Origin of the sequence: Actimicrobium sp. CCI2.3 (assembly GCF_035019065.1) — a bacterium.
In the GTDB taxonomy this organism is placed as follows: Bacteria; Pseudomonadota; Gammaproteobacteria; order Burkholderiales; family Burkholderiaceae_D; genus Actimicrobium.
Genome location: NZ_JASJWR010000025.1, coordinates 1 through 24743, shown reverse-complemented (window position 1 = coordinate 24743; position 24743 = coordinate 1). Strand labels below are relative to the sequence as shown.

29 protein-coding genes, 1 tRNA gene and 1 riboswitch are annotated in these 24743 nt (G+C 56.8%); of the genes, 10 read left to right on the top strand and 20 right to left on the bottom strand.

Annotated features, from left to right (window positions below):
* Together QN370_RS14420 and QN370_RS14415 are read left to right on the top strand one after the other, a co-directional pair.
* A complete protein-coding gene (locus QN370_RS14420; protein ID WP_322128672.1) occupies positions 1-1008 on the top strand; it encodes an oligopeptide/dipeptide ABC transporter ATP-binding protein in 1008 nt (335 codons plus the stop codon).
* The gene (locus QN370_RS14415; RefSeq protein ID WP_322128671.1) at positions 1005-1982 is read left to right on the top strand and encodes a peptide ABC transporter ATP-binding protein; all 978 of its coding nucleotides are present in this window, start codon (positions 1005-1007) and stop codon (positions 1980-1982) included. The genes QN370_RS14420 and QN370_RS14415 overlap by 4 nt, the downstream gene beginning before the upstream one ends.
* 24 nt (positions 1983-2006) lie before the next feature.
* Here QN370_RS14415 and QN370_RS14410 read toward each other — a convergent pair whose 3' ends face one another.
* Positions 2007-2192 (bottom strand): hypothetical protein, encoded by a 186-nt coding sequence (locus tag QN370_RS14410; RefSeq protein WP_322128670.1) that lies wholly within the window; start codon positions 2190-2192, stop codon positions 2007-2009.
* 475 nt (positions 2193-2667) lie between these two features.
* Here QN370_RS14410 and QN370_RS14405 point away from each other — a divergent pair, with 475 nt between their 5' ends.
* Positions 2668-3843 carry an acetyl-CoA C-acetyltransferase gene (locus QN370_RS14405; RefSeq protein ID WP_322128669.1) on the top strand — a complete coding sequence of 392 codons (1176 nt, stop codon included), beginning with the start codon at positions 2668-2670 and terminating at the stop codon, positions 3841-3843.
* Between the two features lie 80 nt (positions 3844-3923).
* On the top strand, positions 3924-4664 hold the full coding sequence (locus QN370_RS14400; RefSeq protein WP_322128668.1) for a beta-ketoacyl-ACP reductase: 741 nt from the start codon (positions 3924-3926) through the stop codon (positions 4662-4664).
* Between the two features lie 79 nt (positions 4665-4743).
* Here QN370_RS14400 and QN370_RS14395 read toward each other — a convergent pair whose 3' ends face one another.
* The gene (locus QN370_RS14395) at positions 4744-5388 is read right to left on the bottom strand and encodes a DsbA family protein (protein ID WP_322128667.1); all 645 of its coding nucleotides are present in this window, start codon (positions 5386-5388) and stop codon (positions 4744-4746) included.
* Positions 5389-5662: 274 nt separating this feature from the next.
* On the opposite strand from QN370_RS14395, the gene QN370_RS14390 reads away from it, so the two are divergent.
* Genes QN370_RS14390 through QN370_RS14380 form a run of 3 tightly spaced genes read left to right on the top strand, consistent with a single transcriptional unit; the run spans position 5663 to position 8050 of the window.
* Positions 5663-5923 carry a DUF2282 domain-containing protein gene (locus QN370_RS14390; protein WP_322128666.1) on the top strand — a complete coding sequence of 87 codons (261 nt, stop codon included), beginning with the start codon at positions 5663-5665 and terminating at the stop codon, positions 5921-5923.
* A gap of 11 nt (positions 5924-5934) precedes the next feature.
* Positions 5935-7560, top strand: coding sequence for a DUF692 family multinuclear iron-containing protein (locus tag QN370_RS14385; protein WP_322128665.1), 1626 nt, complete (start codon positions 5935-5937; stop codon positions 7558-7560).
* A 25-nt stretch (positions 7561-7585) separates the two neighbouring features.
* Entirely contained in the window at positions 7586-8050 is a 465-nt protein-coding gene (locus tag QN370_RS14380; protein WP_322128664.1) for a DoxX family protein, read from the top strand.
* Here QN370_RS14380 and QN370_RS14375 read toward each other — a convergent pair.
* The 9 genes from QN370_RS14375 to QN370_RS14335 form a co-directional block, all read right to left on the bottom strand.
* Positions 8040-8738, bottom strand: coding sequence for a hypothetical protein (locus QN370_RS14375; protein ID WP_322128663.1), 699 nt, complete (start codon positions 8736-8738; stop codon positions 8040-8042). The two genes, QN370_RS14380 and QN370_RS14375, sit on opposite strands and share 11 nt — an antisense overlap.
* A 54-nt stretch (positions 8739-8792) precedes the next feature.
* Positions 8793-9380 (bottom strand): hypothetical protein, encoded by a 588-nt coding sequence (locus QN370_RS14370; protein ID WP_322128662.1) that lies wholly within the window; start codon positions 9378-9380, stop codon positions 8793-8795.
* A 361-nt stretch (positions 9381-9741) separates the two neighbouring features.
* Positions 9742-10626 (bottom strand): neutral zinc metallopeptidase, encoded by an 885-nt coding sequence (locus QN370_RS14365; protein ID WP_322128661.1) that lies wholly within the window; start codon positions 10624-10626, stop codon positions 9742-9744.
* 49 nt (positions 10627-10675) lie between these two features.
* Complete coding sequence (locus QN370_RS14360) at positions 10676-11299, bottom strand: alpha-ketoglutarate-dependent dioxygenase AlkB family protein (protein WP_322128660.1); 624 nt, start codon at positions 11297-11299, stop codon at positions 10676-10678.
* 5 nt (positions 11300-11304) lie between these two features.
* Positions 11305-11523 carry an RNA-binding S4 domain-containing protein gene (locus tag QN370_RS14355; RefSeq protein WP_322128659.1) on the bottom strand — a complete coding sequence of 73 codons (219 nt, stop codon included), beginning with the start codon at positions 11521-11523 and terminating at the stop codon, positions 11305-11307.
* 28 nt (positions 11524-11551) lie between these two features.
* A complete protein-coding gene (locus QN370_RS14350) occupies positions 11552-11932 on the bottom strand; it encodes an MAPEG family protein (protein ID WP_322128658.1) in 381 nt (126 codons plus the stop codon).
* A 21-nt stretch (positions 11933-11953) separates the two neighbouring features.
* Positions 11954-13906 (bottom strand): S9 family peptidase, encoded by a 1953-nt coding sequence (locus tag QN370_RS14345; protein ID WP_322128657.1) that lies wholly within the window; start codon positions 13904-13906, stop codon positions 11954-11956.
* 22 nt (positions 13907-13928) lie between these two features.
* Positions 13929-15362 (bottom strand): exodeoxyribonuclease I, encoded by a 1434-nt coding sequence (gene sbcB, locus QN370_RS14340; protein WP_322128656.1) that lies wholly within the window; start codon positions 15360-15362, stop codon positions 13929-13931.
* Positions 15363-15385: 23 nt separating this feature from the next.
* Complete coding sequence (locus QN370_RS14335) at positions 15386-15688, bottom strand: antibiotic biosynthesis monooxygenase (protein ID WP_322128655.1); 303 nt, start codon at positions 15686-15688, stop codon at positions 15386-15388.
* A 173-nt stretch (positions 15689-15861) separates the two neighbouring features.
* Here QN370_RS14335 and QN370_RS14330 point away from each other — a divergent pair, with 173 nt between their 5' ends.
* The gene (locus tag QN370_RS14330; protein ID WP_322128654.1) at positions 15862-16083 is read left to right on the top strand and encodes a hypothetical protein; all 222 of its coding nucleotides are present in this window, start codon (positions 15862-15864) and stop codon (positions 16081-16083) included.
* Between the two features lie 117 nt (positions 16084-16200).
* On the opposite strand, the gene QN370_RS14325 is transcribed toward QN370_RS14330, so the two are convergent.
* The 9 genes from QN370_RS14325 to QN370_RS14285 all read right to left on the bottom strand — a co-directional run bounded on the left by QN370_RS14325 (position 16201) and on the right by QN370_RS14285 (position 22438).
* Positions 16201-16276 (bottom strand) — tRNA-Lys (locus tag QN370_RS14325).
* A 113-nt stretch (positions 16277-16389) separates the two neighbouring features.
* On the bottom strand, positions 16390-17151 hold the full coding sequence (ybgF, locus tag QN370_RS14320; protein ID WP_322128653.1) for a tol-pal system protein YbgF: 762 nt from the start codon (positions 17149-17151) through the stop codon (positions 16390-16392).
* Between the two features lie 5 nt (positions 17152-17156).
* A complete protein-coding gene (pal, locus tag QN370_RS14315) occupies positions 17157-17681 on the bottom strand; it encodes a peptidoglycan-associated lipoprotein Pal (protein WP_322128652.1) in 525 nt (174 codons plus the stop codon).
* 38 nt (positions 17682-17719) lie between these two features.
* The gene (gene tolB, locus QN370_RS14310; protein WP_322128651.1) at positions 17720-18985 is read right to left on the bottom strand and encodes a Tol-Pal system beta propeller repeat protein TolB; all 1266 of its coding nucleotides are present in this window, start codon (positions 18983-18985) and stop codon (positions 17720-17722) included.
* Positions 18986-18992: 7 nt separating this feature from the next.
* The gene (gene tolA / locus QN370_RS14305; RefSeq protein WP_322128650.1) at positions 18993-20024 is read right to left on the bottom strand and encodes a cell envelope integrity protein TolA; all 1032 of its coding nucleotides are present in this window, start codon (positions 20022-20024) and stop codon (positions 18993-18995) included.
* Between the two features lie 7 nt (positions 20025-20031).
* Positions 20032-20466: an ExbD/TolR family protein gene (locus tag QN370_RS14300; protein ID WP_322128649.1), complete on the bottom strand. Its 435-nt coding sequence runs from the start codon at positions 20464-20466 to the stop codon at positions 20032-20034.
* 2 nt (positions 20467-20468) lie between these two features.
* Positions 20469-21170 (bottom strand): protein TolQ, encoded by a 702-nt coding sequence (gene tolQ, locus QN370_RS14295; RefSeq protein WP_322128648.1) that lies wholly within the window; start codon positions 21168-21170, stop codon positions 20469-20471.
* A gap of 56 nt (positions 21171-21226) precedes the next feature.
* Entirely contained in the window at positions 21227-21676 is a 450-nt protein-coding gene (ybgC, locus tag QN370_RS14290) for a tol-pal system-associated acyl-CoA thioesterase (protein ID WP_322128647.1), read from the bottom strand.
* Between the two features lie 12 nt (positions 21677-21688).
* The gene (locus QN370_RS14285) at positions 21689-22438 is read right to left on the bottom strand and encodes an SDR family NAD(P)-dependent oxidoreductase (protein ID WP_322129193.1); all 750 of its coding nucleotides are present in this window, start codon (positions 22436-22438) and stop codon (positions 21689-21691) included.
* A gap of 125 nt (positions 22439-22563) precedes the next feature.
* Positions 22564-22672, top strand: a riboswitch (ZMP/ZTP riboswitch).
* A 95-nt stretch (positions 22673-22767) separates the two neighbouring features.
* Here QN370_RS14285 and glyA point away from each other — a divergent pair.
* Positions 22768-24012, top strand: a complete 1245-nt coding sequence (gene glyA, locus QN370_RS14280; RefSeq protein WP_322128646.1) for a serine hydroxymethyltransferase — start codon at positions 22768-22770, stop codon at positions 24010-24012.
* 99 nt (positions 24013-24111) lie between these two features.
* Positions 24112-24582: a transcriptional regulator NrdR gene (gene nrdR / locus QN370_RS14275; RefSeq protein ID WP_322128645.1), complete on the top strand. Its 471-nt coding sequence runs from the start codon at positions 24112-24114 to the stop codon at positions 24580-24582.
* The last annotated feature ends 161 nt before the right edge of the window (positions 24583-24743 follow it).

Below are 24743 nucleotides of genomic sequence, written 5' to 3'. Positions count from 1 at the left end.
ATGGCACTTCTTGAACTGCAAAACCTGCGGGTCGAATTCGGCTCGGAAAAATCCCCGTTCACCGCGGTCGATGGCCTCGACCTGACGATCGCCGAAGGCGAAGTCGTCGGCATCGTCGGCGAATCCGGCTCCGGTAAAAGCGTGACGTCCCTGGCGTTGATGGGACTGATTGATTATCCGGGCCGGGTCACGGCGACACGCATGGCCTACGATGGTCGCGAGTTGCAGACCATGTCCGAGCGCGAGCGGCGCGGCCTGCTCGGCAAGGACATCGCGATGATCTTTCAGGACCCGATGACCAGCCTCAATCCGTGCTTCACGGTGGCGTATCAACTGATCGAAACTTTGCGCGTGCATCAGCGCGGCAGCAATGCGGCCATGCGTGCCAAGGCGCTGGAACTGCTGCAGCAGGTTGATATTCCCGATCCCGAACGCCGCCTCGATGCCTATCCGCACCAGCTCTCCGGCGGCATGAGCCAGCGCGTGATGGTGGCGATGGCGATTGCCTGCAGTCCGCGGCTGCTGATCGCCGACGAGCCGACCACCGCGCTTGATGTGACGGTGCAATCGCAGATGCTGGAATTGCTGCTGCAATTGCAGCGTGACCGTGGCATGGCACTGATGCTGATCACGCATGACTTGAGTGTGATCGCCCAGACTGCGCAGCGGGTCGTTGTGATGTACGCCGGTCAGGTTGTCGAGACCGGTAGTGTGCCGGCTATTTTCAATGCGCCACGCCATCCGTACACGCAAGCATTGCTGGCAGCGCTGCCTGAACACAATGTCGGTCGTGCGCGCTTGCAGACTATCCCCGGCGTCGTGCCGGGTCAGTACGATCGCTCCGAAGGCTGCCTGCTCAGTCCGCGCTGCGCTTACGCGAACGCGTTATGCCACACGCAGCGCCCGGCGTTGACTGGTCCGGCCGAGGCGCAAGTGCGCTGTCATTTTCCGCTCGACACCAGCGGTCAGCCCACCAATAACTGGCACCAGGAAGAGGTCGCACCATGACAGAGGCCGTTGCATTGCTTGAAGCAAAAAATCTGACCAGGCATTACCCGGTATCGCAGGGTTTCCTGCGTCCGAGAGTCTGGGCCCGCGCGCTGGATGGTGTCTCGTTCACGCTGGTGGCCGGCAAGACGCTGGCCGTGGTCGGCGAGTCCGGTTGCGGCAAGTCGACGCTGGCGCGCCAGGTCACGATGATCGAACCGCCCAGCGCGGGCGAGTTGTGGATGAACGGCGCCAACGTCGCCACGGCCGATCGCGCGACGCTCAAGCGCGTTCGACCGTTAGTGCAGATGGTGTTTCAGAATCCGTATGCCAGCCTGAACCCGCGCAAGAAAGTCGGTGCGATGCTCAGTGAACCGCTCGAGATCAACACCCGTCTGGACAAGGCAGAACGAACCGCCAAGGCTCTGGCAATGATGGCGCAGGTCGGCTTGCGGCCCGAGCATATCAGCCGGTATCCGCACATGTTCTCCGGTGGCCAGCGTCAGCGCATTGCGATTGCACGGGCCTTGATGCTGGACCCGAAAGTGATCGTCGCCGATGAACCGGTGTCGGCGCTGGATGTCTCGATTCAGGCGCAGGTGCTGAACTTGCTGATGGATTTGCAGCAGGCCAGCGGCGTTGCTTACCTGTTCATTTCGCATAATCTGGCGGTGGTCGAGCATATCGCCGACGACGTGATGGTGATGTATCTGGGGAAGGCCGTCGAGCATGGCAGCAAGGCGCAGATTTTTACCCGGCCGCTGCATCCGTACACGCGGGCTTTGCTGGCCAGCACACCGCGCATCGATCCGGCGCAGCGTCAGGAAAAAATCGTCCTCACCGGGGAGTTGCCGTCGCCGATTGCGCCGCCGCCCGGCTGCGCCTTCAATACCCGTTGTCCGTTTGTGCAGGAACGCTGCCGCATCGAGGCACCGGCACTGGTGCCTTTCGATGGCCGTCTTGTGGCTTGCCATCGGGTTGCCGAAATTAATTAGGTCACTCCAGCACCTCGCAACGCATCAGGCCGAACCACCGAACAAATCATCCTCGTCGGTTTTTCGTTCGCGCGCTTCTTCAATCATGCGGCGGTCCTTGATGCGTTTGCGGATGATGATCGCATGCTGCTCTGCGGTCATCGGTGGCGCAGTCATGATTTCCTTGAGCTGCGCGGTATTAGCGTAATTGTTTTTATTGAGATGGTTCAATTCAAAGACTCCATTGAAAGTCGATCTGCAATAATTGCCCGCCCTCATTTCGGCGGGAGTCACTTCATTAGCTTGTCCGACCACCGCGTGAGCGGGGCAACTTTTCGGACTCGCCTATTCTGCCACAAAGAATGACACCGATATGGTTGCATTCCGGTAGAACGACCGGCTGCCGAAAAGTATCCGAAGGTTCTGTCGCGACGACAGGTTTTGCGCTGCGTCATGCCCGGATCCTTGTCATTACAGGCGATGATTCTCCCCGCGCCAAAAATATGTTGCGTCGCACTTGATTGTCATCAAAAGAATTGCGCGCAATCTTCCGCTGCGACAAAGCCGTTCCTCTAGCCGCGGCTTATAAAATACGTAATACTCGGTACGTTTGCAAAAACAAAGGTAAGTTCCGGCTCGCCACACAATTCGTACTTTTGGGGTCAGTCAGCAAAAATTGCCACCATCACCATTTTTGGAGAATTCAATGAATGAAGTCGTCATCGTCGCAGCCCTCAGAACAGCAGTCGGTAAATTCGGCGGCACGCTGGCTAAAATTCCCGCCGTAGATCTTGGTGCCCATGTCATCAAGGGCTTGCTGGCACAGACCGGCATCGATCCGCGCTTGATCAGCGAAGTCATCATGGGACAAGTGCTCACCGCCGGGTGCGGACAGAATCCGGCGCGTCAGGCGCTGATCCATGCCGGTCTGCCAGACATGGTGCCGGGCATGACCATCAACAAGGTGTGCGGCAGCGGCCTCAAAGCGACGCACCTCGCTACCCAGGCAATTCTCTGCGGCGACGCCGATATCATCATCGCTGGTGGCCAGGAAAACATGAGTGCTTCGCCGCACGTACTCAATGGCTCGCGCGACGGTTTCCGCATGGGTGATGCGAAGCTGGTCGACACCATGATCGTCGATGGTTTGTGGGATGCGTTCAATCAATACCATATGGGTACGACGGCCGAGAACGTCGCCAAGAAATACGAGATCTCGCGCGCTGAGCAGGATGCCTTCGCCACGGCGTCACAAAACAAGGCTGAAGCCGCGCAAAAAGCCGGCAAGTTCAAGGATGAAATTCTCGCCCTGGAAATCGTCAGCAAAAAAGGCAATGTCCAGTTCGACGCGGATGAATACATCAAGGCAGGCACGACGCTTGAATCGCTTGCGGGTTTGCGCCCCGCCTTTGCCAAGGACGGTACCGTTACAGCCGGCAATGCGTCCGGCCTCAATGATGGCGCGGCTGCCGTGATGATGATGTCGGCAGCCAAGGCCAAGGAACTCGGCCTGACCCCGCTGGCGCGTATCAAGGCCTATTCGTCGGCTGGTGTGGACCCGAGCATCATGGGGATGGGACCGGTTCCTGCCGCGCAGCTGTGTCTGAAAAAAGCGGGCTGGACCCATGCCGACCTCGATCTGATGGAAATCAATGAAGCCTTCGCGGCTCAAGCCATCGCGGTCAACAAGCAGATGGGCTGGGATACCAGCAAGATCAACGTCAACGGCGGCGCGATCGCACTGGGCCACCCGATAGGCGCGTCAGGTTGCCGCATCCTGGTGACGCTGATTCACGAAATGATCCGGCGTGACGCCAAGCGCGGCCTGGCCAGTCTCTGTATCGGCGGCGGCATGGGTGTGGCACTGGCAATCGAGCGTTAAGATTCCGGTCAGTAGCCTATCTAGTCAGTTACTATGTTGGTCCTAATGGTTATAAATTCTAAATAACAGGAGACAAAAAAATGGCACGTGTAGCACTGGTTACTGGCGGTATGGGCGGGTTGGGCGAAGCCGTTTGCATCAAGCTGGCAGCACTGGGTTATCAGGTCGTGACGACCTATTCACCCGGGAACACCAAGTCCGAAGCATGGCTGGCCGAAATGGAAAAGCTGGGTTACAACTTCCGTGCCTATTCCTGTGATGTGGCCGATTACGATTCGGCGGCGGCATGTGTAGCGAAGGTGTCGGCAGAGATTGGCCCGATTGATGTGCTGGTCAATAATGCCGGCATCACGCGCGACATGACATTCAAGAAAATGGACAAGCTCAACTGGGATGCGGTGATCGGCACTAACCTCGATTCCGTTTTCAACATGACCAAGCCGGTATGCGACGGGATGGTCGACCGTGGCTGGGGTCGCATCATCAACATCTCGTCGGTCAATGGCCAGAAAGGTGCTTTCGGCCAAACCAACTACTCGGCGGCCAAGGCCGGCATGCACGGTTTTACGAAGGCACTGGCGCTGGAAGTGGCACGCAAGGGTGTGACTGTCAACACGATCTCGCCGGGCTACATCGGTACCAAGATGGTCATGGCCATTCCGCAGGAAGTCCTCGACAGCAAGATCATTCCGCAAATTCCGATGGCGCGGTTGGGCAAGCCGGAAGAAGTCGCCGGACTGGTCGCCTATCTGTCATCGGATGAAGCGGCATTTTTGACGGGGGCGAATATTGCCATTAACGGCGGACAGCACATGAGCTGATCGCTGGCTGCCCACAAAAAAGGCGTCGCCCGTAACAGGGTGACGCCTTTTTTTTGGCGCATGACCAAGCGGGATCGGGTTAATCCCGAGGGCTATTGTCGACCAGCGCCTGTAATTGCTCGACCAGTGCCGGCATACGCAAATAGCCAGAGGTGACCATATCAAGATGGCCGTTACGTTCGAGCACCAGCATCGGAAAGCCAGTGATTTTCCAGGCCTTGGTCTGGACAAAATCAGCGTGCGTGGCCAGTACGATTTTTTCGGATGCCCACAGCGTTTCAAAAGCAGCTGCCTCGGTCGGGACGCCTGCAGCGGTCAGTGCTGCACTGGCGACCTCGGCGAGGACGGCGCTCTGGGTGACGTCGCGGCCATCGACATAAAAGGCTTGCTGGATCGCGTTGAACACGGCAAGCGTCGCCTGGGGTGCCAGCGTGCGAGCGGTGACGACCGCGCGGCAAGCGGGTTCCGTGTTGTAGATGAAACCGGGCAGTTCGATTGCGTGGTCAGAAAATGGCAAGCCGCTGGTCTCGTGGACTTTTTTCCAGTGTTTCATCAGCTCGGTTTTCATGGGCTCGTCCATGCGTTCGCTGTTATAGGCGCGCAGGCCACCGAGCACGATCTCCACAGGAAGGCCGGGCAAGCCGTCGAGCAGGGCGGTCAGTTCCGGGCTGAATCCGTAACACCAGGAGCACATCGGATCAGCAATATAAATGAGGTTGGGCATCTCCATGGTCTTTCTAAAGTGAAGGTCACCGAAGTGTAAGGGATGGTGCCAGCTCCGGCTGAAAAATTTGATACAGGTTAATCCGACGCCGGGTTCGTTGTCCGTTGGTGCGAGAGCCGTTGTTATTGGTTGATTTCCAGACTTGGTGTCAGCTAGTATAAGTTGGCCTGAAAATTAGTCGTTTTTGGGTGTAAGTAGTGGATATCACTTCTCGACTACATGTCAGCTTCACCGTAATCTACCCGGAACCTCTCCACACCAAAAGGAAATGATCATGAATGTACGTCAAGCCTTGTTCGCCACAGCACTGTCCACTCTCTGTGTCGCCGGACTCACACCTGTCCATGCCGCTGATGCTGCTGGCAAAGAAAAATGTTTCGGTATCTCCAAAGCTGGCCAAAACGATTGCGCTTCTGTAACCGGTAGCCATTCTTGCGCTGGCCAGGCCAAGAAAGACATGGACGCCAGTGAGTGGAAATATGTCGCCAAAGGTACCTGCGAAAAAGCAGGCGGCAAACTCACTGTTCCGAAGTAATCTCCAACCTCATGCTCTCCTATCCTGCGCCGGGCCAATCGATGTTTGCGCAACCCGGTGTCGGGATCGGACTGCGGGCACCGCACTACCGCGACTTTCTGGACCAGCGGCCCAAGGTCGACTGGCTTGAAGTCCACACCGAAAATTATCTGAATGCCGGCAGCTGGGATGCCCATGTACTGGACCAGTTGCGGCAGGATTATCCGATCAGTCTGCACGGTGTCGGTTTGGGGATTGGTTCTGCAACCGGGTTTTCGGAGCAGCATTTGCAGCGTGTCTGCGACACGGTGCGCCGCGTTGATCCGGTGCTGGTGTCCGAGCATTTGTGCTGGGGTGCTGTTGATGATCGTCACCTCAATGACTTGCTGCCGATGCCACTGACGGCAGCGGCGTTGCAACTGGTCACAGAGCGGGTCGACCGGATCCAGCAAGCACTGGGACGGCGTCTGCTGATCGAAAACGTCTCGACCTATCTGCGTTTCCGGGCCGATACGATGAGCGAGACTGAATTTCTTGCCGCCCTGTCGCGCCGCACAGGTTGCGGCATATTGCTGGACCTGAATAATCTCTACGTCAATCAGTGCAACCATGGCGAAGATGCGCTGGTTGCGCTCGCCACGTTGTCAGGCACGTGCGTTGGCGAATTCCATCTGGCCGGGCATCTGGTGACGCCGGATGCGGTCATCGACAATCATGGCGACCGGGTTGCAGAGCCGGTCTGGGAGTTGTACCGCGCGGCATTGCGACGCTTCGGACCGATCGCAACGCTGATCGAATGGGATACCGACATTCCGGATATTGCCGTGTTGCTTGATGAGGCACGGCGCGCAAGCGACATCGTCGCGACAATCGTTGCGTCCCCGCAGGATGCACTGCTGGCCCGAAGCCAGCACCAGATGGCGGCAGCATTGTTCGATCGTGCTGCCGAAGCCGAGGCAATCGGCCTGTTCAACGGGAATGAAGAGCTGGTCAGCCAGCGCCTTGCACTGTATCGCGGAAATCTCGTCGCCACCGGCGACAAAGCACTCGCCGCGGCGTACCCGGTTTTGCAAGCGCTGGTCGGCGAAGAGTTTTTTTCTGCGCTCGCCCGCGCCTTTGGCAAACAGCAGCCGTCAACCAGCGGTGACCTGAATCAGTACGGCGAAGGGTTTGCCGATTTCCTGTCGGGTTTTGCACATGTCGCCGAGTACCCGTATTTTCCGGATATGGCACGTTGCGAGTGGGCGATCCATCAAGCGCACTACGCCGCCACGACGGTACCGTTCGATCCTGCCTCGCTAGTAGCATGGACTCCTGACCAGTTCGATCAGGCGCATTGTCGGTTGCATCCTGCGACGCAGTTACTGTCGTCGCGCTGGGCCATTGCCGAACTATGGCAGGCACATCAGCCTGACAGTGCAATGCCATTTCCGGATGTGCTCGACGTACCATGTTTTGCGCTGGTCGCTCGGTCGCAGTGGCACGTCAGTTTGCTACCGATCAGTCAGGCTGCGCATGCCGCGCTCACCCTGTTGCAGCAAGGTGCGACGCTGGGCACCGCAGTCGATGCGGCGCTGGCAATCGATGCGGACTTTGATCTGGGCGCGCACTTGCAACAGTGGTTGCAACAGTCGGTACTGGCTGCGATTGATCCTTAAATTTCTTTCACTGGAGTTATGAATCATGGAAAGTTTCTTGCGGCTGCATCGTCGACTTGCGTGCTTTGATGAGAACCTCGCGACGCTTGGCGGCTCCCTGGTCGCGCTGGCAATCCGTCTGTACATTGGCTGGCAGTTCTTCAAATCCGGATTGGTGAAGATCAGTGACTGGGGCGCGACGCTCTCGCTGTTTCGCGATGAGTACCATGTGCCGCTGCTGCCATCCGAACTGGCTGCGGTGATGGGTGCGGGTGGCGAGCTGCTTTTTCCGGTGTTACTACTGCTGGGTTTGTTTTCAAGACCGGCGGCCATCGGTCTGTTCGTCGTGAACCTGATGGCCGTTTTGTCGTATCCGCAGTTGTTCATGTTCGAGTGCCCGGCTGCTGTGAATGACCATGCGTTTTGGGGCGCACTGTTGCTGGTGCTGGTTGCTTACGGCCCCGGCAAGGCCTCTGTCGATGCTTGGCTGGACGGTCGCATCAGGACCTGATCCACGAAGTCAGGCGCGGCTGGGTCGAGGTGCGAAATTCGAGATTGGTGATCCCGAGTGCACCGGCCGGACCGGTCAGGAAACCAAGGCAGGGCTTGACCGGGAACAGGAAATTGTCGCGCAGGTAAATGTCGGTGTGGCAGCTCGCGCTGGCGTTATACAACTGCGGCTTGATTTCCTGCCAGACGGCTTCGCCGATCCAGCCGTACAAAAATAACTGGTTCGGATATAGCGCACTGTCCGAATCCAGATAGCCTTTCTGGCCGGGCTGTAATGCCGGATGGGGCGGCGGGCCATCGCCGATTGACAGATCGATCCAGCCATCGTTGATCGAGTAGGCCTGTTCGCTTTCATAGCTCGATGGCTTGAGCAGCAGTTGCCATTTGCAGCTGAATTCGGCACGCTTTTCGAGGCCGTTTTTTTCGCTCCACATGGACAGGCCGTCACTGACGGTCAACTGAGTCCGGATGATCTGCCCTACCAGCGATGGTTCGTAAGCACGTACCGTATCGAGGTTTTCGTGCAGGTTCCAGAACAACCATTTGGTGCGGTCTGCATCGGACAGTTGCGCCAGGGCAGACAAAGGTTGCGTGCCGTAAGGCTCCAGCGTGCGCATCACCTCCCGGCGTAGTTTTTCATTTAATTCTTCGAGTTCGGCATCAGGTTTCCTGGCAGATTCAGGGTTCATCAAGGGCTCCAAAAAGGTGGCTTCGATTAGCCATTTTAGGAGAGATTTTTAAAACTACAACGTGTTATTGCTGCGCTCCTGGCTGCCGGCATTGAGCTGGTTCGCCAGCGACGCGGCGCGCTCCCGACCTGCCGGGCTGAGCGTGATGTGCAGGCTGCCGCTATGAACAAACAATGTTTTTTCACGCTTTAACGTGGCCGAGAAATTGTTTGAATCATGGCAGGCTTGTTCCTTGCAGACGGCACGAATGGTATCGAGGGTCGTGTGTTCGGCACCCATCAGCGCATTGGCGTGAGCCACCAGTAACGCGGCATTGACGGTCTTGTTGGCCATGTTGTTGCCAGGCAGATCTTTGAGTAGCTGCAATTTTCCATCTGCCTGCGTGTACAGGTTGGAGAATTTTTCCAGTGCTTGCGGTGCCAGCGTGCCATTGGTCTGCTTTGCTGCTGCGGACCCTTCCTGAGCGCCGCGCCACTTTGCACTGTTGCCAACCACTTGGCAAATGACGGTCTTGAGCCGATTGAGCTGGTCGGCGACGAACAATTCGCTCCCTTCGATTTCTATGATTCCTTCACGTGCCGAGACCACGACACGTGCTTTGCTGCTTGATGAATCAGTGTCTTCACCGACCTTGATTGACATGACATTCCCATTGAAAAAAATAAAGAAGAGGATCGCTGCCGATACGTAAAAAAATGACACGCGACACCATGATTGCGCTTGCAGTGACGACAACGCCGATAGGGCGCGGAACGTAAACCCATTTACCATTCGACGATAACGGTTAGTTATTTATAAGTAATTTGCGCAGAACGTATTTTGATAATGCGCAAAGTGCCAATGTGAAATGGTTGGATTCAGGTCGTAAATACTGGTTGCACGTTTAGGTGGCGCACAAGCCGGATTGGTTCGGTGGCGATGCGCGTTATTTTGCAGGCGTGACGCCAGGTTGATCGTTGCAGCGAAGTCCCGTTCCGGAGAGAGACGGGATGCGAGCAAGAAACTACAACTGGCGCGCCTTGAACGTATCGCAATCGGTCACGAGGCCGGTGGCAATGCCGCGTTTGAACCAGCGCACCCGCTGGGCTGAGGTGCCATGTGTGAAGGAGTCCGGGACAACCTGTCCTTGCGCCTGGCGTTGCAGCGCATCGTCACCGATGGCGGTGGCGGCTTTGAGCGCGCTGTCGACGTCGCCGCTTTCAAGGATGGCACGCGCCTCGTTGGCATGGAACGCCCAGACACCGGCAAAGCAGTCGGCCTGCAACTCCATGCGAACCGACAGCGCGTTGGCACGCGTCTGGGTCGCGTTGCGGCGGGCGGTGTCGACCTTGCCGGAAATACCCATCAGGTTTTGCACGTGATGACCCACTTCGTGGGCGATGACATAAGCCTGGGCGAATTCGCCGTCGGCCTTGAAGCGCTCTCGCATCAGCTTGTAAAAGCTCAGGTCGATGTAAATCTTCTGATCGGCCGGACAATAAAACGGTCCGGTGGCGCTCTCTCCCTGGCCGCATTGAGTCCTGGTCCTGCCACTGAAAAGAACCAGTACGGGTTTGACATAGTTGCCGCCCTGAGCGCGGAACTGGGCAGTCCAGACATCTTCGGTATCGGCCAGGACAACGCGTACAAAACGCGCTGCTGCGTCGTCGGCCGGTGGCCTTTGGGCAGGTGCTTGCTGGTGCGGTGTGATGCCGCCGCCAAGACCGCCACCACTGAGCAGATTGATGACCGTGACCGGGTTGATCCCGAAAAAATAGGAGGCCAGCAGCGCAACGGCGATGGTACCGATGCCGACCGAGCGGCCACCGAAACCGAAGCCACCACCACCATCGCTGTCACCGCGGCGGTCTTCCACATTGTCGCTTTCGCGATTGCCTTCCCATTTCATATCAACATTCTCCTGCCAGGTGTGGTGTTGGTGGCGTGTGCGATGGTGCTCAGGACGCCTGCATGATCCGTCGGAATGTCAGGTTGATGCGTGCATCACACGGGTTGCGTGATTTGTCGACAGCATGTTTCCAGTGCCGTTGCGTCGGACCGGCCATGAGCAGCAGACTGCCATCGGTGAGTGCCAGCATCGTGGTCGGCAGTTCCGGTCGCGTCTTGTGCTTGAGCTTGAATACCCGCGTCGCGCCCAAACTCAGCGAAGCGATTACGGGCATTGTGCCGAGGCTCGCTTCGTCATCGCTGTGCCAACCCATGCTGTCCTGCTCGTCGCGATACCAGTTCAGCAGCACGCTGTTGAAGGGCACGCCGGCGATGCGCTCGACATCCTGCCTGAGTCGTGACAGCAGCGGGGTCCACGGCTGCATCGGCAAGGTCAGTCCCGAATACGTATAAGCCAGTCCGGCATCACCGTGTGCAGCGACCAGTCGCGGTTGCCAGTGCTGCTGGCCAAATAAGGTGATCTGTTCGTGCCGCCAATCCGTTTCGTCGATCAGCTGACGCAGCAGCGCACTGCATTGTCCGGCCGGATAGATATCACGCTGAAAATGCACATCCGCATCCGGCAACGGCAGTTGCTCGAGTCCGGGATCGTCTTGTGCAAACAGATCGTTCATTTCAGTCAGCCGGGCTTCACATGAATACGTACGCCATTGAGGCTGACGACCTGACCTGCGCGGATCTTGCAGGTCTTGCGCAATTCCTGCTGGCCATCGACCGAGACATTGCCACCGGCAACGACCATCTTGCCGGCACCACCGCTGTCGCAAATGCCGACCAGTTTCAGGAGCTGGTTGAGTTCGACAAATTCATCATTGAGCTCGAAGTCAATTTTTTGCATGGCATTTCCAAAAACGTAAAGGGTGAGATCAGGCGATGGCGGCGATGACAAACAACGCGATCACGCAGCCATAACCGGCGACCCAGGCCAGCGAACGTGCGGTCGGCTTATTGGCCATATACAGCGCGGTGTAAAGAATGCGCACGACAACGAAGGCCATCGCCAGCGCATTGACATGCAGCGGATTCGCATTGAGCTGGGTGGCGATTAGCACCGCGACAGCAAAAAACGGAAAGGCTTCAAAGTGATTGCGGTGAGCATAATCGGCACGCCGGTGAAAACCCGTCTGTTTTTCCATGAAGGCACGCGGCTCCGCGTTGTCATAACCGCGCAGGCCGACCTTGGCGATGGCCGTGGTCAATACCGGCAGCAATCCGGCAATCAGTACACACCAGTAAGCGATAGTCATGGGATTCCTTTGTTGTGGAGGTCAGTCGGACAAGTTATCAATAGCCACCGGCGCGAGTTTGTCGGCCGGTACAAAGCCAAATACGCGGCCATAAAAATACAGTTCGGCTTCGAGTGCGCGGCGAATATTTTCGGCACGCCGAAAGCCATGCGCTTCGCCTTCAAAGCGGATGTAGGCGACCGGCAAACCTTTATCGCGTACGGCATCGAACATCAGTTGCGCTTGCGCCGGCGGCACGACACGGTCTTCCATGCCTTGGAACAGGATCAGCGGGCTGGTCAGCCGGTCAGTAAAGTGGATTGGTGACCGTGCCACGTAAATATCCTGACGTGCCGGATACGGACCGACCAGACTATCGAGATAGCGCGACTCGAATTTGTGGCAATCACGCGCCAGCGTCTCGAGGTCGCTGACGCCGTAATAGCTGGCACCCGCCTTGAAGACATCATGAAAAGTCAGTGCCGCCAGGGCCGTGTAGCCACCGGCGCTGCCGCCGCGTATGGCCAGTTGCTGGTCGTTGGCCGCGCCCTCGGCGACCAGGAAACGGGCGGCATTGAGGGCGTCGTCGACATCGACCACGCCCCAGTTGCCATTGAGCCGGTGACGGTAGGCCCGGCCATAGCCGGTGCTGCCACCGTAATTGACATCGACCACGGCAAAGCCGCGGCTGGTCCAGAACTGGATCGCGAGGTTGAGCGTTGCGCCGGCGGCGGAAGTCGGGCCGCCGTGGTTGAACACCAGCAGCGGCGGTTTGTCACCTGCCGGAGCGGTGAAATCGCGGTTGGCTGGTGCGTAATAAAACGCATGTGCACGGCGTTCGTCGGTGGTCGGAAAAGTGATTGCACGCGGCACCGACAAGTAGCCGGGATCAACGGCCAGCGAGATCGCTTGCTTGAGAATCTGGTGGGTGCCGGTGCGCAGGTCAAGGCGGACGATGGCATCCGAGCGGTCCGGTGCGCCGCCAAGAAAGACCACAAAATCGGGACCGACTTGCAGGTCGCTGATCTTGCGAAACGGCGTGGCGATCTCGGTCAATACACCCGAGTCCGCATCGAGCATCGCCAGATGCCAGTCACCCTCCTGGACATAGGTGCAGATAATGCGGCCGCTGCCATCAAAGCCGTAGGTCGAGATACCGACATTCCATAATGGGCGGCCGAACTCTGCTGCCATCGGACACAGCGCCTGCACCGTGTCGCCGCGCAAGCGGTACAGGTTCCACCAACCGCTTTGCTCGGAAACGAAATGCAGTTCGCCCGCAGGTGACCAGGCCGGCTGAAAGATCGGATCGTCGATGCTACCGGCGATCTTGCGCGGGGTACCGAGGCTGCCGTCAGGTGCCACGCTGGCACACCACAAGTCGGTGCCATCCCACGGCATGTTCGGATGATCCCAGCTGATCCAGGCGAGCTGGCTGCCATCAGGACTGAGGCAGGGAGCCGCATAAAAATCGTGACCTTCCAGCAGCACCGTTTCGCGGCCATCGGCCAGACTGATCGCAACGAGCGTGTTGACGGCTTCGCGCGAGGTATCACTGTGGTCTTCACGAATGCAGATCAGGCGATGGCGGGCGCGATCGGGGATGGTCTCGGCGAAGCGCATTGCGCCGCCGGCCGTCAGCGGCTGTGGCGCAGTTTCGCCGTGCTGGCGGTACAGGCGCTGGTCGGCGTGGTTGGAAAAATAGAGATCATCACCGTCGATGCACAGTGCGCCGCCACCATATTCATGGACGCGGCTGCGCACGTTGTATTGCGCTGGCGTCAGGTCGGTCAGGTGGCCATCGGCACCGCGGCGCACGATGACGCTGCGACCCTGTTCGCTCGCGCGTCCCTCGATCCAGCAGATGGACTCGCCAGCGATGGTGGGCTGATCCAGTCCGACCGATTCGGCCACGATGGCGGCCGATGTAATCGGCGAGAGCCAGGCACCGTAGGGGGCAACCGAGGGTGACTTACTGCGCTGCGTTGTGTTCATTGATGCTTCCTGTTGAGGGTGTTTACTGCGGTGCCGGGGCAATCAGTTCCACGTAATCGTGCAGCGCGCCAAGGATTTCTTCACCGCGGGCATCGGCCTGTTCGGACAGTTGATCGATTTCGCCAAACAGGATGTCGACGGTGCGGGCACCCGCACTGCCTTCAAACAGGCGATCGCTGCGGTGCTGTTCCCAGCGTTCGGCCTCGGCGGCGTCGAGCGTGTTCGGGAAGTTGCGCGCGCGGTAGCGAAACAGCAGTTCTTCCAGTCGCGCATCGTCAAAGCCCGGATGGGTTTTGGCCAGCGCAGCGGGCGAGAGCGCACGCAATTCGGTCAGCTTGCGCCGGTCGCCGTTGCCGACAAAACCGTTGTACAGGTCTTCGTCGACATCCGGCGTGGCCTGTTCCGGACGCTGGAAGACTTGTTGCCAGATCGGTCCCATGTCGCCCAGTGTGGCGGCGATGGCAGCATGCCGGTGGGCCTGCTCAAGATCGATCTGCCATTTTGCAGCCATCGCGGGGGAGAGCGTCTTCATGTTACTCACCACCATGGGCGACTTGTTCAGATGGATGGTCTTGATCGGCAAACGCGTTGTGCCCTCGGGCAGGTCGACGCTGCGGGTAAACATGCGGGTGCGGATCGTATCGACATCCAGTGTGGCCAGTTCGGACGGGTCATGGGCCAGGTCCCAGCCGATGACTTCATTCTTGTTGGTCGGATGGTTCGCGAGCGGCCACATGACTGCCAGACAGCCGCGTTCCGTGGGGAACATGCCCGAGACATGCAGGAAAGGCGCCCGCGCCGGCAAGCCGATCTCCGCGCTGACCCGGTCTTTTTTGTGCAAGGCAAAACAGAAGTCGAACAGCTTGGGTTGCCGGTTGCGGATCAGTCGCGCCAGCGCAATCGTGGCCCGCACGTCCGACAGCGCATCATGCGCGGCGGCATGCGCAATGCCGTTGGCCTTGGTCAGCATTTCAAGACGGAAGCTGGGTTTGCCGTCCTCATTGAGTGGCCAGGTGATGCCTTCGGGACGCAAGGCATATGTCATCCGCACGACATCCATCAGATCCCAGCGGCCGCACTGGTTTTGCCATTCGCGGGCATACGGATCAATGAGGTTGCGCCAGAACAGGAAGCGTGTGATTTCATCGTCGAAGCGGATCGTGTTGTAACCCACGCCGATGGTGCCGCTGGCAGAAAAGGCCGCCTCGATCTCTGCGGCAAACTGATATTCCGGCAGGCCACGTTGCAGGCATACCTGTGGCGTGATGCCGGTGATCAGGCACGATTGCGGATCGGGCAAATAGTCATTGGCCGGCTGACAGAACAGCATGATCTCGTCGCCGATTTCATTGAGTTTGGCGTCGGTACGAATTGCCGCGAACTGCGCTGGTCGATCGCTGCGGGTGTTGACGCCGAAGGTTTCGTAGTCGTGCCAGAGAAAGGTGTGGGATGACATGGTGCTCCGCTTTGCGTGGGTACTCAGGCCGATTTGCTCAGGAGTGTGAAATGTTCGACTACCGGCGCAGCGGCGAAGAACGGGCCGACCAGCGCGCGCCATTCCTGGAAGGCGGCTGATTCGCGGAAGTCAACGGTATGGTTTTCGAGTGTGTCCCAGTAAATCATCAGTACGTAACGTTCAGGCGATTCGACGCATTTGTTGATCTTGTAGCCGCGAAAACCGGTTGCCTTGCTAATCGCCAGGTCGACACCGCGCGTAATGGCGTCATCGAATTCGGTTTGCTTGCCTGGAAGGATGCGGATGTCTGCGAGTTCAAGAATCATGGTGGCCCGATCGATGGTGTTGGTGAGGGGATGATTATCCCACCGAATCACATCACTGAATGACGTCACTGCATCATGTCACTGCATCATTGCGCCGGGTGGCAATGTCAAGACAGCGATGATCGACGCCGCGAAGTATCATGGCGCAGGTTTTTTTATTAGACAGGGATGGTATGGCAAAGATCGACGATGTCGTGTTGCGGCAGAAGGAAGGGGCCCGGTTTGTCATCACGGCGCCGATGCTTGGCTTGAACGAGCAGCAGTTTGATTTGCTGGCCAGCGGCTGGGTCGAGGAGGGTGGTCCGGGTTTCGAGGTGGTTGGCGTGCCGCATCGTACTTGCATCGACGGCGAATTTTTCATCAACCGGATTACGGTAGTGAAGTCGTCGCCGTAGTAGTGCCGGGTACCAAGGCGTCGCAATGATTGACTGCGGCGATTCCACAAACAAAAACGGCTCACATCGCTGTGAGCCGTTTCAAGCAATCATTTTCAATTGCGTCCAACTTATTCGTGGTAGGCCGTGCGGGATTCGAACCTGCGACCAACGGATTAAAAGTCCGCTGCTCTACCAGCTGAGCTAACGACCCGAAAGACCGAGATTATAGGAACTCAAGGTGGATCTGTCAAACCTTGCGGACTAATTGACTAAACTATTTTTCCGGGACCTGCTGATCCGGTCGGATCAGCAGGGTCGGATTCATCAGCGCAGTGCGACCAGGCGTTCTTTTGCAGTCTGGGCAGCTGGTGATGACGGATATTGCTCCACCAGACTTTCCAGTGTTTTCTTGGCCGCCGGACGATCTTTCAACTCGGCATAGCAACTTGCGATATTGAGCAAGGCATCCGCCGCTTTCGGATTGTCCGGATAGGTCTTGACCACGACTTGCTGCGCTGCAATCGCGTTTTTGTAATCACGCTGCGCGTAGTAGCTCGTGCCCAGGAAGTACTGGGCCGACGGTGCGAAGCCTGATTGCGGATAGCGGCGCAAGAAGTCGGTGAGCGCAGCCCCTGCAGTCTTGTAGTCGCCGGCCTTGAACAGTGACAGCGCGGCATCATACGTTTTTTGCTCGGCAGGTTCGACGGAGGTTTCCTTGCCATCGACATTCATCTTTTGCGGTTCAAGCTTGCGCAAGCGAGTGTCGAGATCGACGTAGAAATCCTTTTGCCGTTGCTGCGTGTTGGCCAGATCATTGGTCAGCACTTCCAGCTGGCCGCGCAGTCTCGCCACTTCCTGGCGTAACTGCTCGTTCTGGCTGGCGACATCGAGCAGGCTGTTCTTGTCTGCCTTGGCATCGAGCTTGACGTCGGCATCGCGCCGGACGGCGTCGATACGTGATCGGATATCAAGGATGGCCCTGCGCGCCTCGTCATCGTCGAACAGTCCAGCCCGGGCAGGCAGGGTGAAAGAAGACGCCGCGATCAGCATGGTCACGGCAAAAATGGATTTTCCGAAGCGCGTCATGGCAATCAATAGACGATATCAGCGCGACGGTTTTCAGCGAAGGAGGCTTCGTCGGTACCGGTGGCTTTAGGCTTCTCTTTGCCCAGCGAGACGGCTTCGAGCTGGCTCTCTGAAACACCCATCAGGCTCATTGCCTGACGCACTGCCTCGGAACGCTTCTGGCCGAGCGCCAGGTTGTATTCGCGGCCACCGCGATCATCGGTATTGCCCTGAATGATGATCTTGCGTGACTTGTTGGCATTGAGGTAGCGAGCATGCGCATTGAGTACCGATTTGAATTCGTCCTTGACGACATAGCTATCGTAGTCGAAGTACACGCTGCGCTTGGCCAGCACGCCTTGCGGATCGTTCAATGGATCGGTCGAGCCGGCATTGACGGGGTTGACGGCACGTGTGTCGACCGGAGCGGCCATGGCAGTGCTACCCGAACGGTCTTCGACTGGTGGCTTTTCGTCCAGCTTGGTGGATGAGCAGGCGGAAAACAGCAGGACACTGGCAGCGACAATGGCAAAGGTCGAAAGGTTACGCATTTACTTCTCCTGATAATGACTATTGAGTGACTGAAATATTATTTGATGAATGGGCCCCAGGTCGGCTCACGAATGTCGCCGGCCTGCGTAGTCAGGCGTTGTTTCACCCGACCGTCGACGGATACTACCGCAAGCGAGCCGCGGCGACCCGATTCGGTTGCATACATGATGTATTTACTGTTCGGCGAAAAACTTGGGGATTCATCTTTGGCGGAGTCCGACAAGCGCTGTTCCTGTCCATTGCCGAGGTCCATCGCATACAACTGAAAGCCACCATCGCGCCGTGAAATATACGCGAGGGCCTTGCCGTCCGGCGACAGCCGCGGGCTGATGTTGTACGCACCTTTGAAGGTCACGCGCTGGGCGTCGCCACCACTGACCGGCATCTTGTAGATTTGCGGTCCGCCGCTGCGATCGCTGGTGAAATAGATACTCTGGCCATCTGCCGAAAATTGTGGTTCGGTATCGATGCCGCTGCTGTTGGTCAGTCTGCGCAAGCCGGTGCCGTCAGCATTGACGATATAGGATTGGGTCAGGCCATCGCGCGACAAGGCGATCGCCAGCCGGTTGCCGTCGGGTGACCAGGACGGTGCCGAATTGCTGCCCTTGTAATTGGCGAGCACCGTGCGCTGACGCGTCACCAGATTTTGTACGTACACCACCGGCTTTTTGTTTTCAAACGAGACATACGCAACGCGGGTGCCATCAGGCGACCAGGCTGGCGAGATGATCGGTTCGCTCGAGCGCAGGGCGACGTTGGTGTCTTCGCCATCGGCGTCGGCTACTTCAAGGCGGTATTCCTTGCCGGATTTGGTGACATAGGCAATGCGGGTGGCGAAAGCACCGGGGATGCCGGTCAGTTTTTCATAGATGTCATCGGCAATCTTGTGCGCCGTCACGCGCGTGCGGGCCTCTGGTGCACTCAGTGATAACGCGGACAGGGGCGCGCTCTTGATCATGTCGAGCAACTTGTAGCGCACGTCGACACGACCATCGGCCAGGCGCTGCACACTGCCGACAACCAGCGCGTCGGCACCGCGGGATTTCCAGTCGCCATAGTTGATGTCGGAGGTTTCCGACATCGTTCCGGCGTCGATGATTTTGAAGTAACCGCTGCGCATCAGATCGGCCTTGATGATGGCGCTCACTTGTGCCGGCGCAATCGACTCATCGGCGAAGGTGGCGACAGCAATCGGAATCTGGCTCGCGCCGACACCGGCGATGTCGACCCGCAATTGGGCTTGGGTGGAGGTGGCAAGCACCAGAGCAAGCGCGCCTAACGTGGAGAGTAGAATTTTTTTCATGGGCTGATCAATCTTTGGGTTTGTGGGACACGGTGAAGCCCGAAGGCGCGGTGCCCGATTTATCGGCAGGGAAGGGTTGTGATTTTTCGATAGCCCGGCGAACGGCTTCATCGAAGCCGGGGATGCCGGACGTTTTCAGTTTGCGAATGCCGCGCACCGATCCGTCGGGCAGCAGGTCCACCGCGTACTCGACTTGCGGATTGCCTTCGATATCCTCCGCGCCATTGAAGACGGTGTTGGAGCGGATCTTCGCGCCAACTTTCTGGATGTAGCTCGGATCGCCGCGCGGGCCCTGACTCTTAGGCGCGTCACCGCTACCGCCGGGACCGACGGCACCACCGGTGATGCGCTTCATTTCCTGGTCGCGAATAGCGTCGAGTCGCTTGTTATCGGCTTCGTCTTGCTTGCGCTTCTTGTCGAGTTCGGCTTTTTTCAAGTCAGCCTTGTCTTTGGCTTCCTGCTTTGCCAGTTTGTCCTGCTTCTCTTGCTTGTCCTGTTTCTCTTGCTTCTCTTTGGCGTCGAGTCTGGCCTGTTTCTCCAGCTTTTCTTTCGCTTCGAGCTTGTCTTGCTTTTCCTGCTTGTCTTGCTTGTCTTGCTTCTCTTGGGCGAGCTGTTTTTCCTTGGTCAGTTTTTTCAGTTTTTCCTGGCGCTCCTCTTCGAGACGCTCTTTTAACTGTTCTGCCTTACGCTTTTTTTCCTGTTCCAGAGCGATCTCGGGATCAATGACTGGCGGCTTGACGACAGGCGCGACTTTTTCGACCGGCTTGGGCGGTACGACGGGCTCAGGAACTTCCTTCGGCACGGGTTTCGGTGGCTCCTTGACTTCCGGTTCCGGTTCCGGCGGCGGCTGCGGCTTGGGTGCTGCTTCGCGCACTTGCGGGCTCCAGACTTCCGCTTCGACAACGAGTGGCGTGTCATTTTGCCAGCGCACGCCTATCCACAACATGACCAGCAATGCACCATGCACGGCGACCGCCAGCGTGATTGCACGCCAGCGGCCGGGTTCCTTGGGTATTTCATACTGTACGACGGGTTTCATCACCATGTCAGGACTTGGTCGCGAGGCCAACGCGCGTAATGCCGAACTTTTTTGCTTCCGAGATGAGGCTGATTACTTCGTCATAGCGGCTTTCCTTGTCGCCGGAAATCATGACGGGCATATCCGGATTGGCTGCGTGCAGTGCCTTGAGTCGCTCCAGTAAATCCTTGCGATTGCTAGTGGTCTCCTGTTTCGAGGCGGTATTTTTCTGGCCATTGATGCCAATCGTGGAAGCGGCATCCGGCTTCAGTGAAATCTGGATGTATTCCGACGGCGGCAGCGACGATTTTTCGGCGGTCGGCAAATTGATCACGCCGGGATTGGTAATCGGTGCTGCCACCATAAAAATCACAAGCAGCACGAGCATCACGTCGATGTACGGTACGACATTGATATCGGCCTTGAATTTGCGGGTACGACTACTGCGCATCGATGAACTCATGATCAGCGCGCCTGACGTTGCAGGATGTTGGAAAATTCCTCGACGAAGCTTTCGAAGCGGATCGACAAGCGGTCGACATCATGCGAAAAGCGGTTGTAAGCAACCACTGCAGGAATTGCTGCGAACAGGCCAATGGCGGTGGCGACCAAGGCTTCGGCGATGCCGGGAGCAACGGCGGACAACGTCGCTTGCTGGACATTGGCGAGACCGCGAAACGCATTCATGATGCCCCAGACCGTTCCGAACAAACCTACATAGGGCGAGACCGAGCCGACCGATGCGAGGAACGACAGATGGGATTCGAGTGCATCCATTTCGCGCTGGTAGGCGGCACGCATGGCACGGCGCGCACCATCGACCAGCAGACTGGCGTCGCCCGAGTTGCGGTTCGATAACGATGCCTTACCCTTGTTGAATTCGCTCATGCCGGCAGCAAAAATGCGTTCTTGCGCACCGGTTGCACCTTCATTGCGACGGCGATTGGATGCAGCATCCTGGTAGAGCGTGTTGAGATCACCACCGGCCCAGAATGCACGTTCGAATTCCTCAGTCTGGGTCTGGGCACTCTTGATCGAAAAAGCCTTGCGAAAAATATAGGTCCAGCTCATGACCGAAACAGTCAGTAGAAGGGCTAATACCAGTTGCACCAGAATCGATGCATTGGCGATGAGGGAAACAAATGAGAGATCTTGAGTGACGGTCATTGATGGTCTGTTGTGGTCTGTTTGGTAGCGGTTGTTGTTGATCGGGGTAATCGCTGTTATCTCGGAATGCGGTCGAGTACATGAGGCGGTATGGCACTTGGCCGAAAGCTTGCACAATTGACGCAGCCTACTTTGATACGGCCAACCGCCAGCAGGGTTGAGCTGTTCGGCGAGATTTTCCATGCTTGCTGCAGAAACTCCACTGATGCGCGCCCAAGCCGTTCGACCACAACGGTTAGTTTCAGTTCATCATCTAATTTTGCCGGAGCGAGATAATCGACACTGGTGTTTTTTACAACGAACATCACGCCTTCGCCTTGTGACAACGCAAGTTGCCCGATGCCTGCTGCGCGTAGCCATTCTGTACGAGCGCGTTCAAAAAATTTCAGGTAGTTGGCATAGAACACAATGCCGCCGGCATCGGTGTCTTCGTAGTACACGCGTATCGTCCAGCTATACGGTGCCGTTGCACAATGGGCCGCAATAGGATCGGAGGCGGTGTGCATCGGCAATGTTCCTTATTGGGACCGTTTGATGGTGAATGGCGAGAAGCCCTGACAAGTCGGCATCATTTCTACATAGTTAATGTTGACGTGCGCCGGCAAGGTAGCAATCCAGAAAGCGGTTTCGGCGATGTCTTTTGCATTCAACGGGACAGTGCCTTCATAAACTTTCGCGGCTGCAGCGTCATTGCCTTTCATGCGGATGTTGGAGAACTCCGTGCCGCCCGACAGGCCCGGGGCGATATTTGATGCCCGTACTCCGGTACCAACGAGGTCGGCGCGTAAATTTGTCGTGAATTGATCAACGAATGCCTTGGTCGCACCATATACATTGCCGCCCGGATACGGGTAGGCACCTGCCGTCGAGCCAATATTGATAATGGTGCCGCTGCCACGTTTGACCATGTCCGGCAACATCAGGCGGGTCATCGTGACGAGTCCCTTGCAGTTCGTCTCGATCATGGTTTCCCAATCTTCGAGCGATGCTTGCTGGGCCGGTTCGACACCGAGGGCCAGGCCGGCATTGTTGATGAGCACATCAATATCGCGCCACTCTTGCGGCAAGCTTGCCAAGCCGGCCGTAATTGTATTTTTGTCCGTTACATCCATTTCCACTGCGAGCACATTCGCGCCAAGTTCGTTTTTGAGCTCATCCAGGCGGTCTCTGCGGCGGCCGGTGGCGATGACTTGGTGTCCGTGGGCAACGAATTTACGCGCCATTTCTGCGCCAAAACCAGATGTGGCACCAGTAATTAAAACGATCATGGAGTTCCTTTGTTGTCGTGCTATTGAAAGATGAACAAAATTGTAGCCCAATCCGATGCGGCCTTTCGACCCGATTCTGGGGTGCCTTGCTGAAACCTGCTGGTTCACTTACAATTTCGTACCATTTCCACTCACGTGACTGGCGAAAAGTTGGCCTTCCAGGAGGCTAGCGATAAGGTGGATACCACCGAGGGAACGTGAGTTTTTATTCAGCCGTTCGCCTGGGCAGCCCAAAATGGAACGCACGACTGAGGCTGCCTGTTATCTTTTATTGGCCCTCAGTTGATCCATGCAAATATAAATTGCACGTTCGTCAATTGGAGTATGTCATGTTCGATAAAAACCAGACCATTGCTAAAACCGACCCGGAACTGTGGGCTGCCATGCAGCTCGAGACTACGCGTCAGCAGGATCACATCGAGTTAATCGCATCGGAAAACTATACATCGCCGGCGGTGATGGAAGCGCAAGGGTCGCAACTCACCAACAAGTACGCAGAAGGTTACCCTGGCAAGCGCTATTACGGCGGTTGCGAGTTCGTCGATATGGCGGAAGCATTGGCGATCGATCGCATCAAAAAATTGTTTGGTGCCGAAGCCGCAAACGTCCAGCCAAACTCAGGTTCGCAAGCGAACCAGGCAGTCTTCTTTGCGGTGCTGAAGCCAGGTGACACGATTTTGGGAATGTCCCTTGCCGAAGGTGGTCACCTGACGCATGGCATGTCGCTGAACATGTCTGGCAAATGGTTTAACGCTGTTTCATATGGCCTCAACGCAGCCGAAGAAATCGACTACGAGGCCATGGAAGCAAAAGCCCGCGAACACAAGCCTAAGCTGATTATTGCCGGTGCATCTGCCTACTCGTTACGTATTGATTTCGAGCGCTTTGCAAAGATTGCCAAAGAAGTCGGAGCGTATTTTCTTGTCGATATGGCGCATTACTCCGGCTTGATTGCTGCGGGTGTCTACCCTAATCCTGTTCCGCATGCTGATTTTGTTACCTCAACGACGCACAAGTCGCTGCGCGGGCCTCGGGGCGGCATTATCCTGATGAAAGCAGAATTTGAAAAAATGATCAATTCTGCGATTTTTCCAGGAATTCAGGGCGGTCCGCTGATGCATGTGATTGCTGGAAAAGCCGTGGCTTTCAAGGAAGCGTTGGAGCCAGAATTCAAGCTGTATCAACAACAAGTACTCAAGAATGCAGATGCATTGGCGAAGACTCTGATCGAGCGTGGCTTGCGTATCGTTTCCGGACGCACCGAGTCGCATGTGATGCTGGTCGATTTGCGGTCGAAAAAAATTACTGGCAAAGAAGCCGAAGCTATTCTCGGCACCGCACACATGACTTGCAACAAGAACGCTATTCCCAATGATCCGGAGAAGCCGTTTGTTACGTCAGGTATCCGCCTTGGAAGTCCCGCAATGACCACGCGAGGATTTACCGAAGTCGAGGCAATCAAGGTCGGGAATCTCATTGCTGATGTACTGGATAATCCTCACGATGCAGCCACGATCGAGCGAGTCAAAGTTGAAGTGCAAAAGCTAACCAAGGAATTTCCGGTCTACGGTTGACGCGAATAACGGGTGCCGGACGTGATTCCGGCACCTACTAATTCTGCTCTAGATTAATTAGATGTCTTTATGTAGTTTTTACCAGATGGTATCTGCCGAATGAAATGTCCATTCTGTCAGCATGACGAAACTCAAGTGCTGGATACCCGTGTTTCGGAGCCGGGCGATGCAATTCGTCGTCGGCGTCGGTGTGTAAATTGCGAAAAGCGCTTTATTACTTATGAGCGTATCGAATTGATCATGCCAGTGATTGTCAAGAAAAGCGGGAGTCGCACCGAGTTTGAGTCAAGCAAGCTGCGTAGCAGTCTGATGCTTGCTCTGCGAAAGCGCCCGGTTCCGGCGGTCGCAATTGATGCTGCGGTACATTGTATTGAAGAGAAAATCCGAACCAGCGGGGAGCGAGAAATCGCTTCCGGTTATATCGGTGAGTTGGTCATGCACGAGCTCAAGCAGCTCGATAAGATCGCTTACATACGATTTGCGTCCGTGTACAAAAGCTTCGAAGATGTTGCTGAGTTTCAGGAAGCGATTGCAGAAGTCGCTCGCGAGCACAAGGCAGATCAAGATTAGTAAGTATTATTTATATCAATTTCTTGCCAGCTCTGGCGGCGGTTTGATATAGTTCGGTTCTCGCTGAAAAGCGGGGCGGAGTAGAAGGTAATGCAGTTTTGTCGATGCGGTAGTGACGTTAGCGAACGATGCGAGCGGAACTCCGGTTTTGGAAGGAATTA

Excerpts from the sequence above, each read along its gene's own strand:
- QN370_RS14420 (WP_322128672.1), top strand. The coding sequence starts at position 1 with ATGGCACTTCTTGAACTGCAAAACCTGCGGGTCGAATTCGGCTCGGAA.
- QN370_RS14415 (WP_322128671.1), top strand. The coding sequence starts at position 1,005 with ATGACAGAGGCCGTTGCATTGCTTGAAGCAAAAAATCTGACCAGGCAT.
- QN370_RS14405 (WP_322128669.1), top strand. The coding sequence starts at position 2,668 with ATGAATGAAGTCGTCATCGTCGCAGCCCTCAGAACAGCAGTCGGTAAA.
- QN370_RS14400 (WP_322128668.1), top strand. The coding sequence starts at position 3,924 with ATGGCACGTGTAGCACTGGTTACTGGCGGTATGGGCGGGTTGGGCGAA.
- QN370_RS14395 (WP_322128667.1), bottom strand. The coding sequence starts at position 5,388 with ATGCCCAACCTCATTTATATTGCTGATCCGATGTGCTCCTGGTGTTAC.
- QN370_RS14390 (WP_322128666.1), top strand. The coding sequence starts at position 5,663 with ATGAATGTACGTCAAGCCTTGTTCGCCACAGCACTGTCCACTCTCTGT.
- QN370_RS14385 (WP_322128665.1), top strand. The coding sequence starts at position 5,935 with ATGCTCTCCTATCCTGCGCCGGGCCAATCGATGTTTGCGCAACCCGGT.
- QN370_RS14380 (WP_322128664.1), top strand. The coding sequence starts at position 7,586 with ATGGAAAGTTTCTTGCGGCTGCATCGTCGACTTGCGTGCTTTGATGAG.
- QN370_RS14375 (WP_322128663.1), bottom strand. The coding sequence starts at position 8,738 with ATGAACCCTGAATCTGCCAGGAAACCTGATGCCGAACTCGAAGAATTA.
- QN370_RS14370 (WP_322128662.1), bottom strand. The coding sequence starts at position 9,380 with ATGTCAATCAAGGTCGGTGAAGACACTGATTCATCAAGCAGCAAAGCA.
- QN370_RS14365 (WP_322128661.1), bottom strand. The coding sequence starts at position 10,626 with ATGAAATGGGAAGGCAATCGCGAAAGCGACAATGTGGAAGACCGCCGC.
- QN370_RS14360 (WP_322128660.1), bottom strand. The coding sequence starts at position 11,299 with ATGAACGATCTGTTTGCACAAGACGATCCCGGACTCGAGCAACTGCCG.
- QN370_RS14355 (WP_322128659.1), bottom strand. The coding sequence starts at position 11,523 with ATGCAAAAAATTGACTTCGAGCTCAATGATGAATTTGTCGAACTCAAC.
- QN370_RS14350 (WP_322128658.1), bottom strand. The coding sequence starts at position 11,932 with ATGACTATCGCTTACTGGTGTGTACTGATTGCCGGATTGCTGCCGGTA.
- QN370_RS14345 (WP_322128657.1), bottom strand. The coding sequence starts at position 13,906 with ATGAACACAACGCAGCGCAGTAAGTCACCCTCGGTTGCCCCCTACGGT.
- sbcB (WP_322128656.1), bottom strand. The coding sequence starts at position 15,362 with ATGTCATCCCACACCTTTCTCTGGCACGACTACGAAACCTTCGGCGTC.
- QN370_RS14335 (WP_322128655.1), bottom strand. The coding sequence starts at position 15,688 with ATGATTCTTGAACTCGCAGACATCCGCATCCTTCCAGGCAAGCAAACC.
- QN370_RS14330 (WP_322128654.1), top strand. The coding sequence starts at position 15,862 with ATGGCAAAGATCGACGATGTCGTGTTGCGGCAGAAGGAAGGGGCCCGG.
- ybgF (WP_322128653.1), bottom strand. The coding sequence starts at position 17,151 with ATGACGCGCTTCGGAAAATCCATTTTTGCCGTGACCATGCTGATCGCG.
- pal (WP_322128652.1), bottom strand. The coding sequence starts at position 17,681 with ATGCGTAACCTTTCGACCTTTGCCATTGTCGCTGCCAGTGTCCTGCTG.
- tolB (WP_322128651.1), bottom strand. The coding sequence starts at position 18,985 with ATGAAAAAAATTCTACTCTCCACGTTAGGCGCGCTTGCTCTGGTGCTT.
- tolA (WP_322128650.1), bottom strand. The coding sequence starts at position 20,024 with ATGAAACCCGTCGTACAGTATGAAATACCCAAGGAACCCGGCCGCTGG.
- QN370_RS14300 (WP_322128649.1), bottom strand. The coding sequence starts at position 20,466 with ATGAGTTCATCGATGCGCAGTAGTCGTACCCGCAAATTCAAGGCCGAT.
- tolQ (WP_322128648.1), bottom strand. The coding sequence starts at position 21,170 with ATGACCGTCACTCAAGATCTCTCATTTGTTTCCCTCATCGCCAATGCA.
- ybgC (WP_322128647.1), bottom strand. The coding sequence starts at position 21,676 with ATGCACACCGCCTCCGATCCTATTGCGGCCCATTGTGCAACGGCACCG.
- QN370_RS14285 (WP_322129193.1), bottom strand. The coding sequence starts at position 22,438 with ATGATCGTTTTAATTACTGGTGCCACATCTGGTTTTGGCGCAGAAATG.
- glyA (WP_322128646.1), top strand. The coding sequence starts at position 22,768 with ATGTTCGATAAAAACCAGACCATTGCTAAAACCGACCCGGAACTGTGG.
- nrdR (WP_322128645.1), top strand. The coding sequence starts at position 24,112 with ATGAAATGTCCATTCTGTCAGCATGACGAAACTCAAGTGCTGGATACC.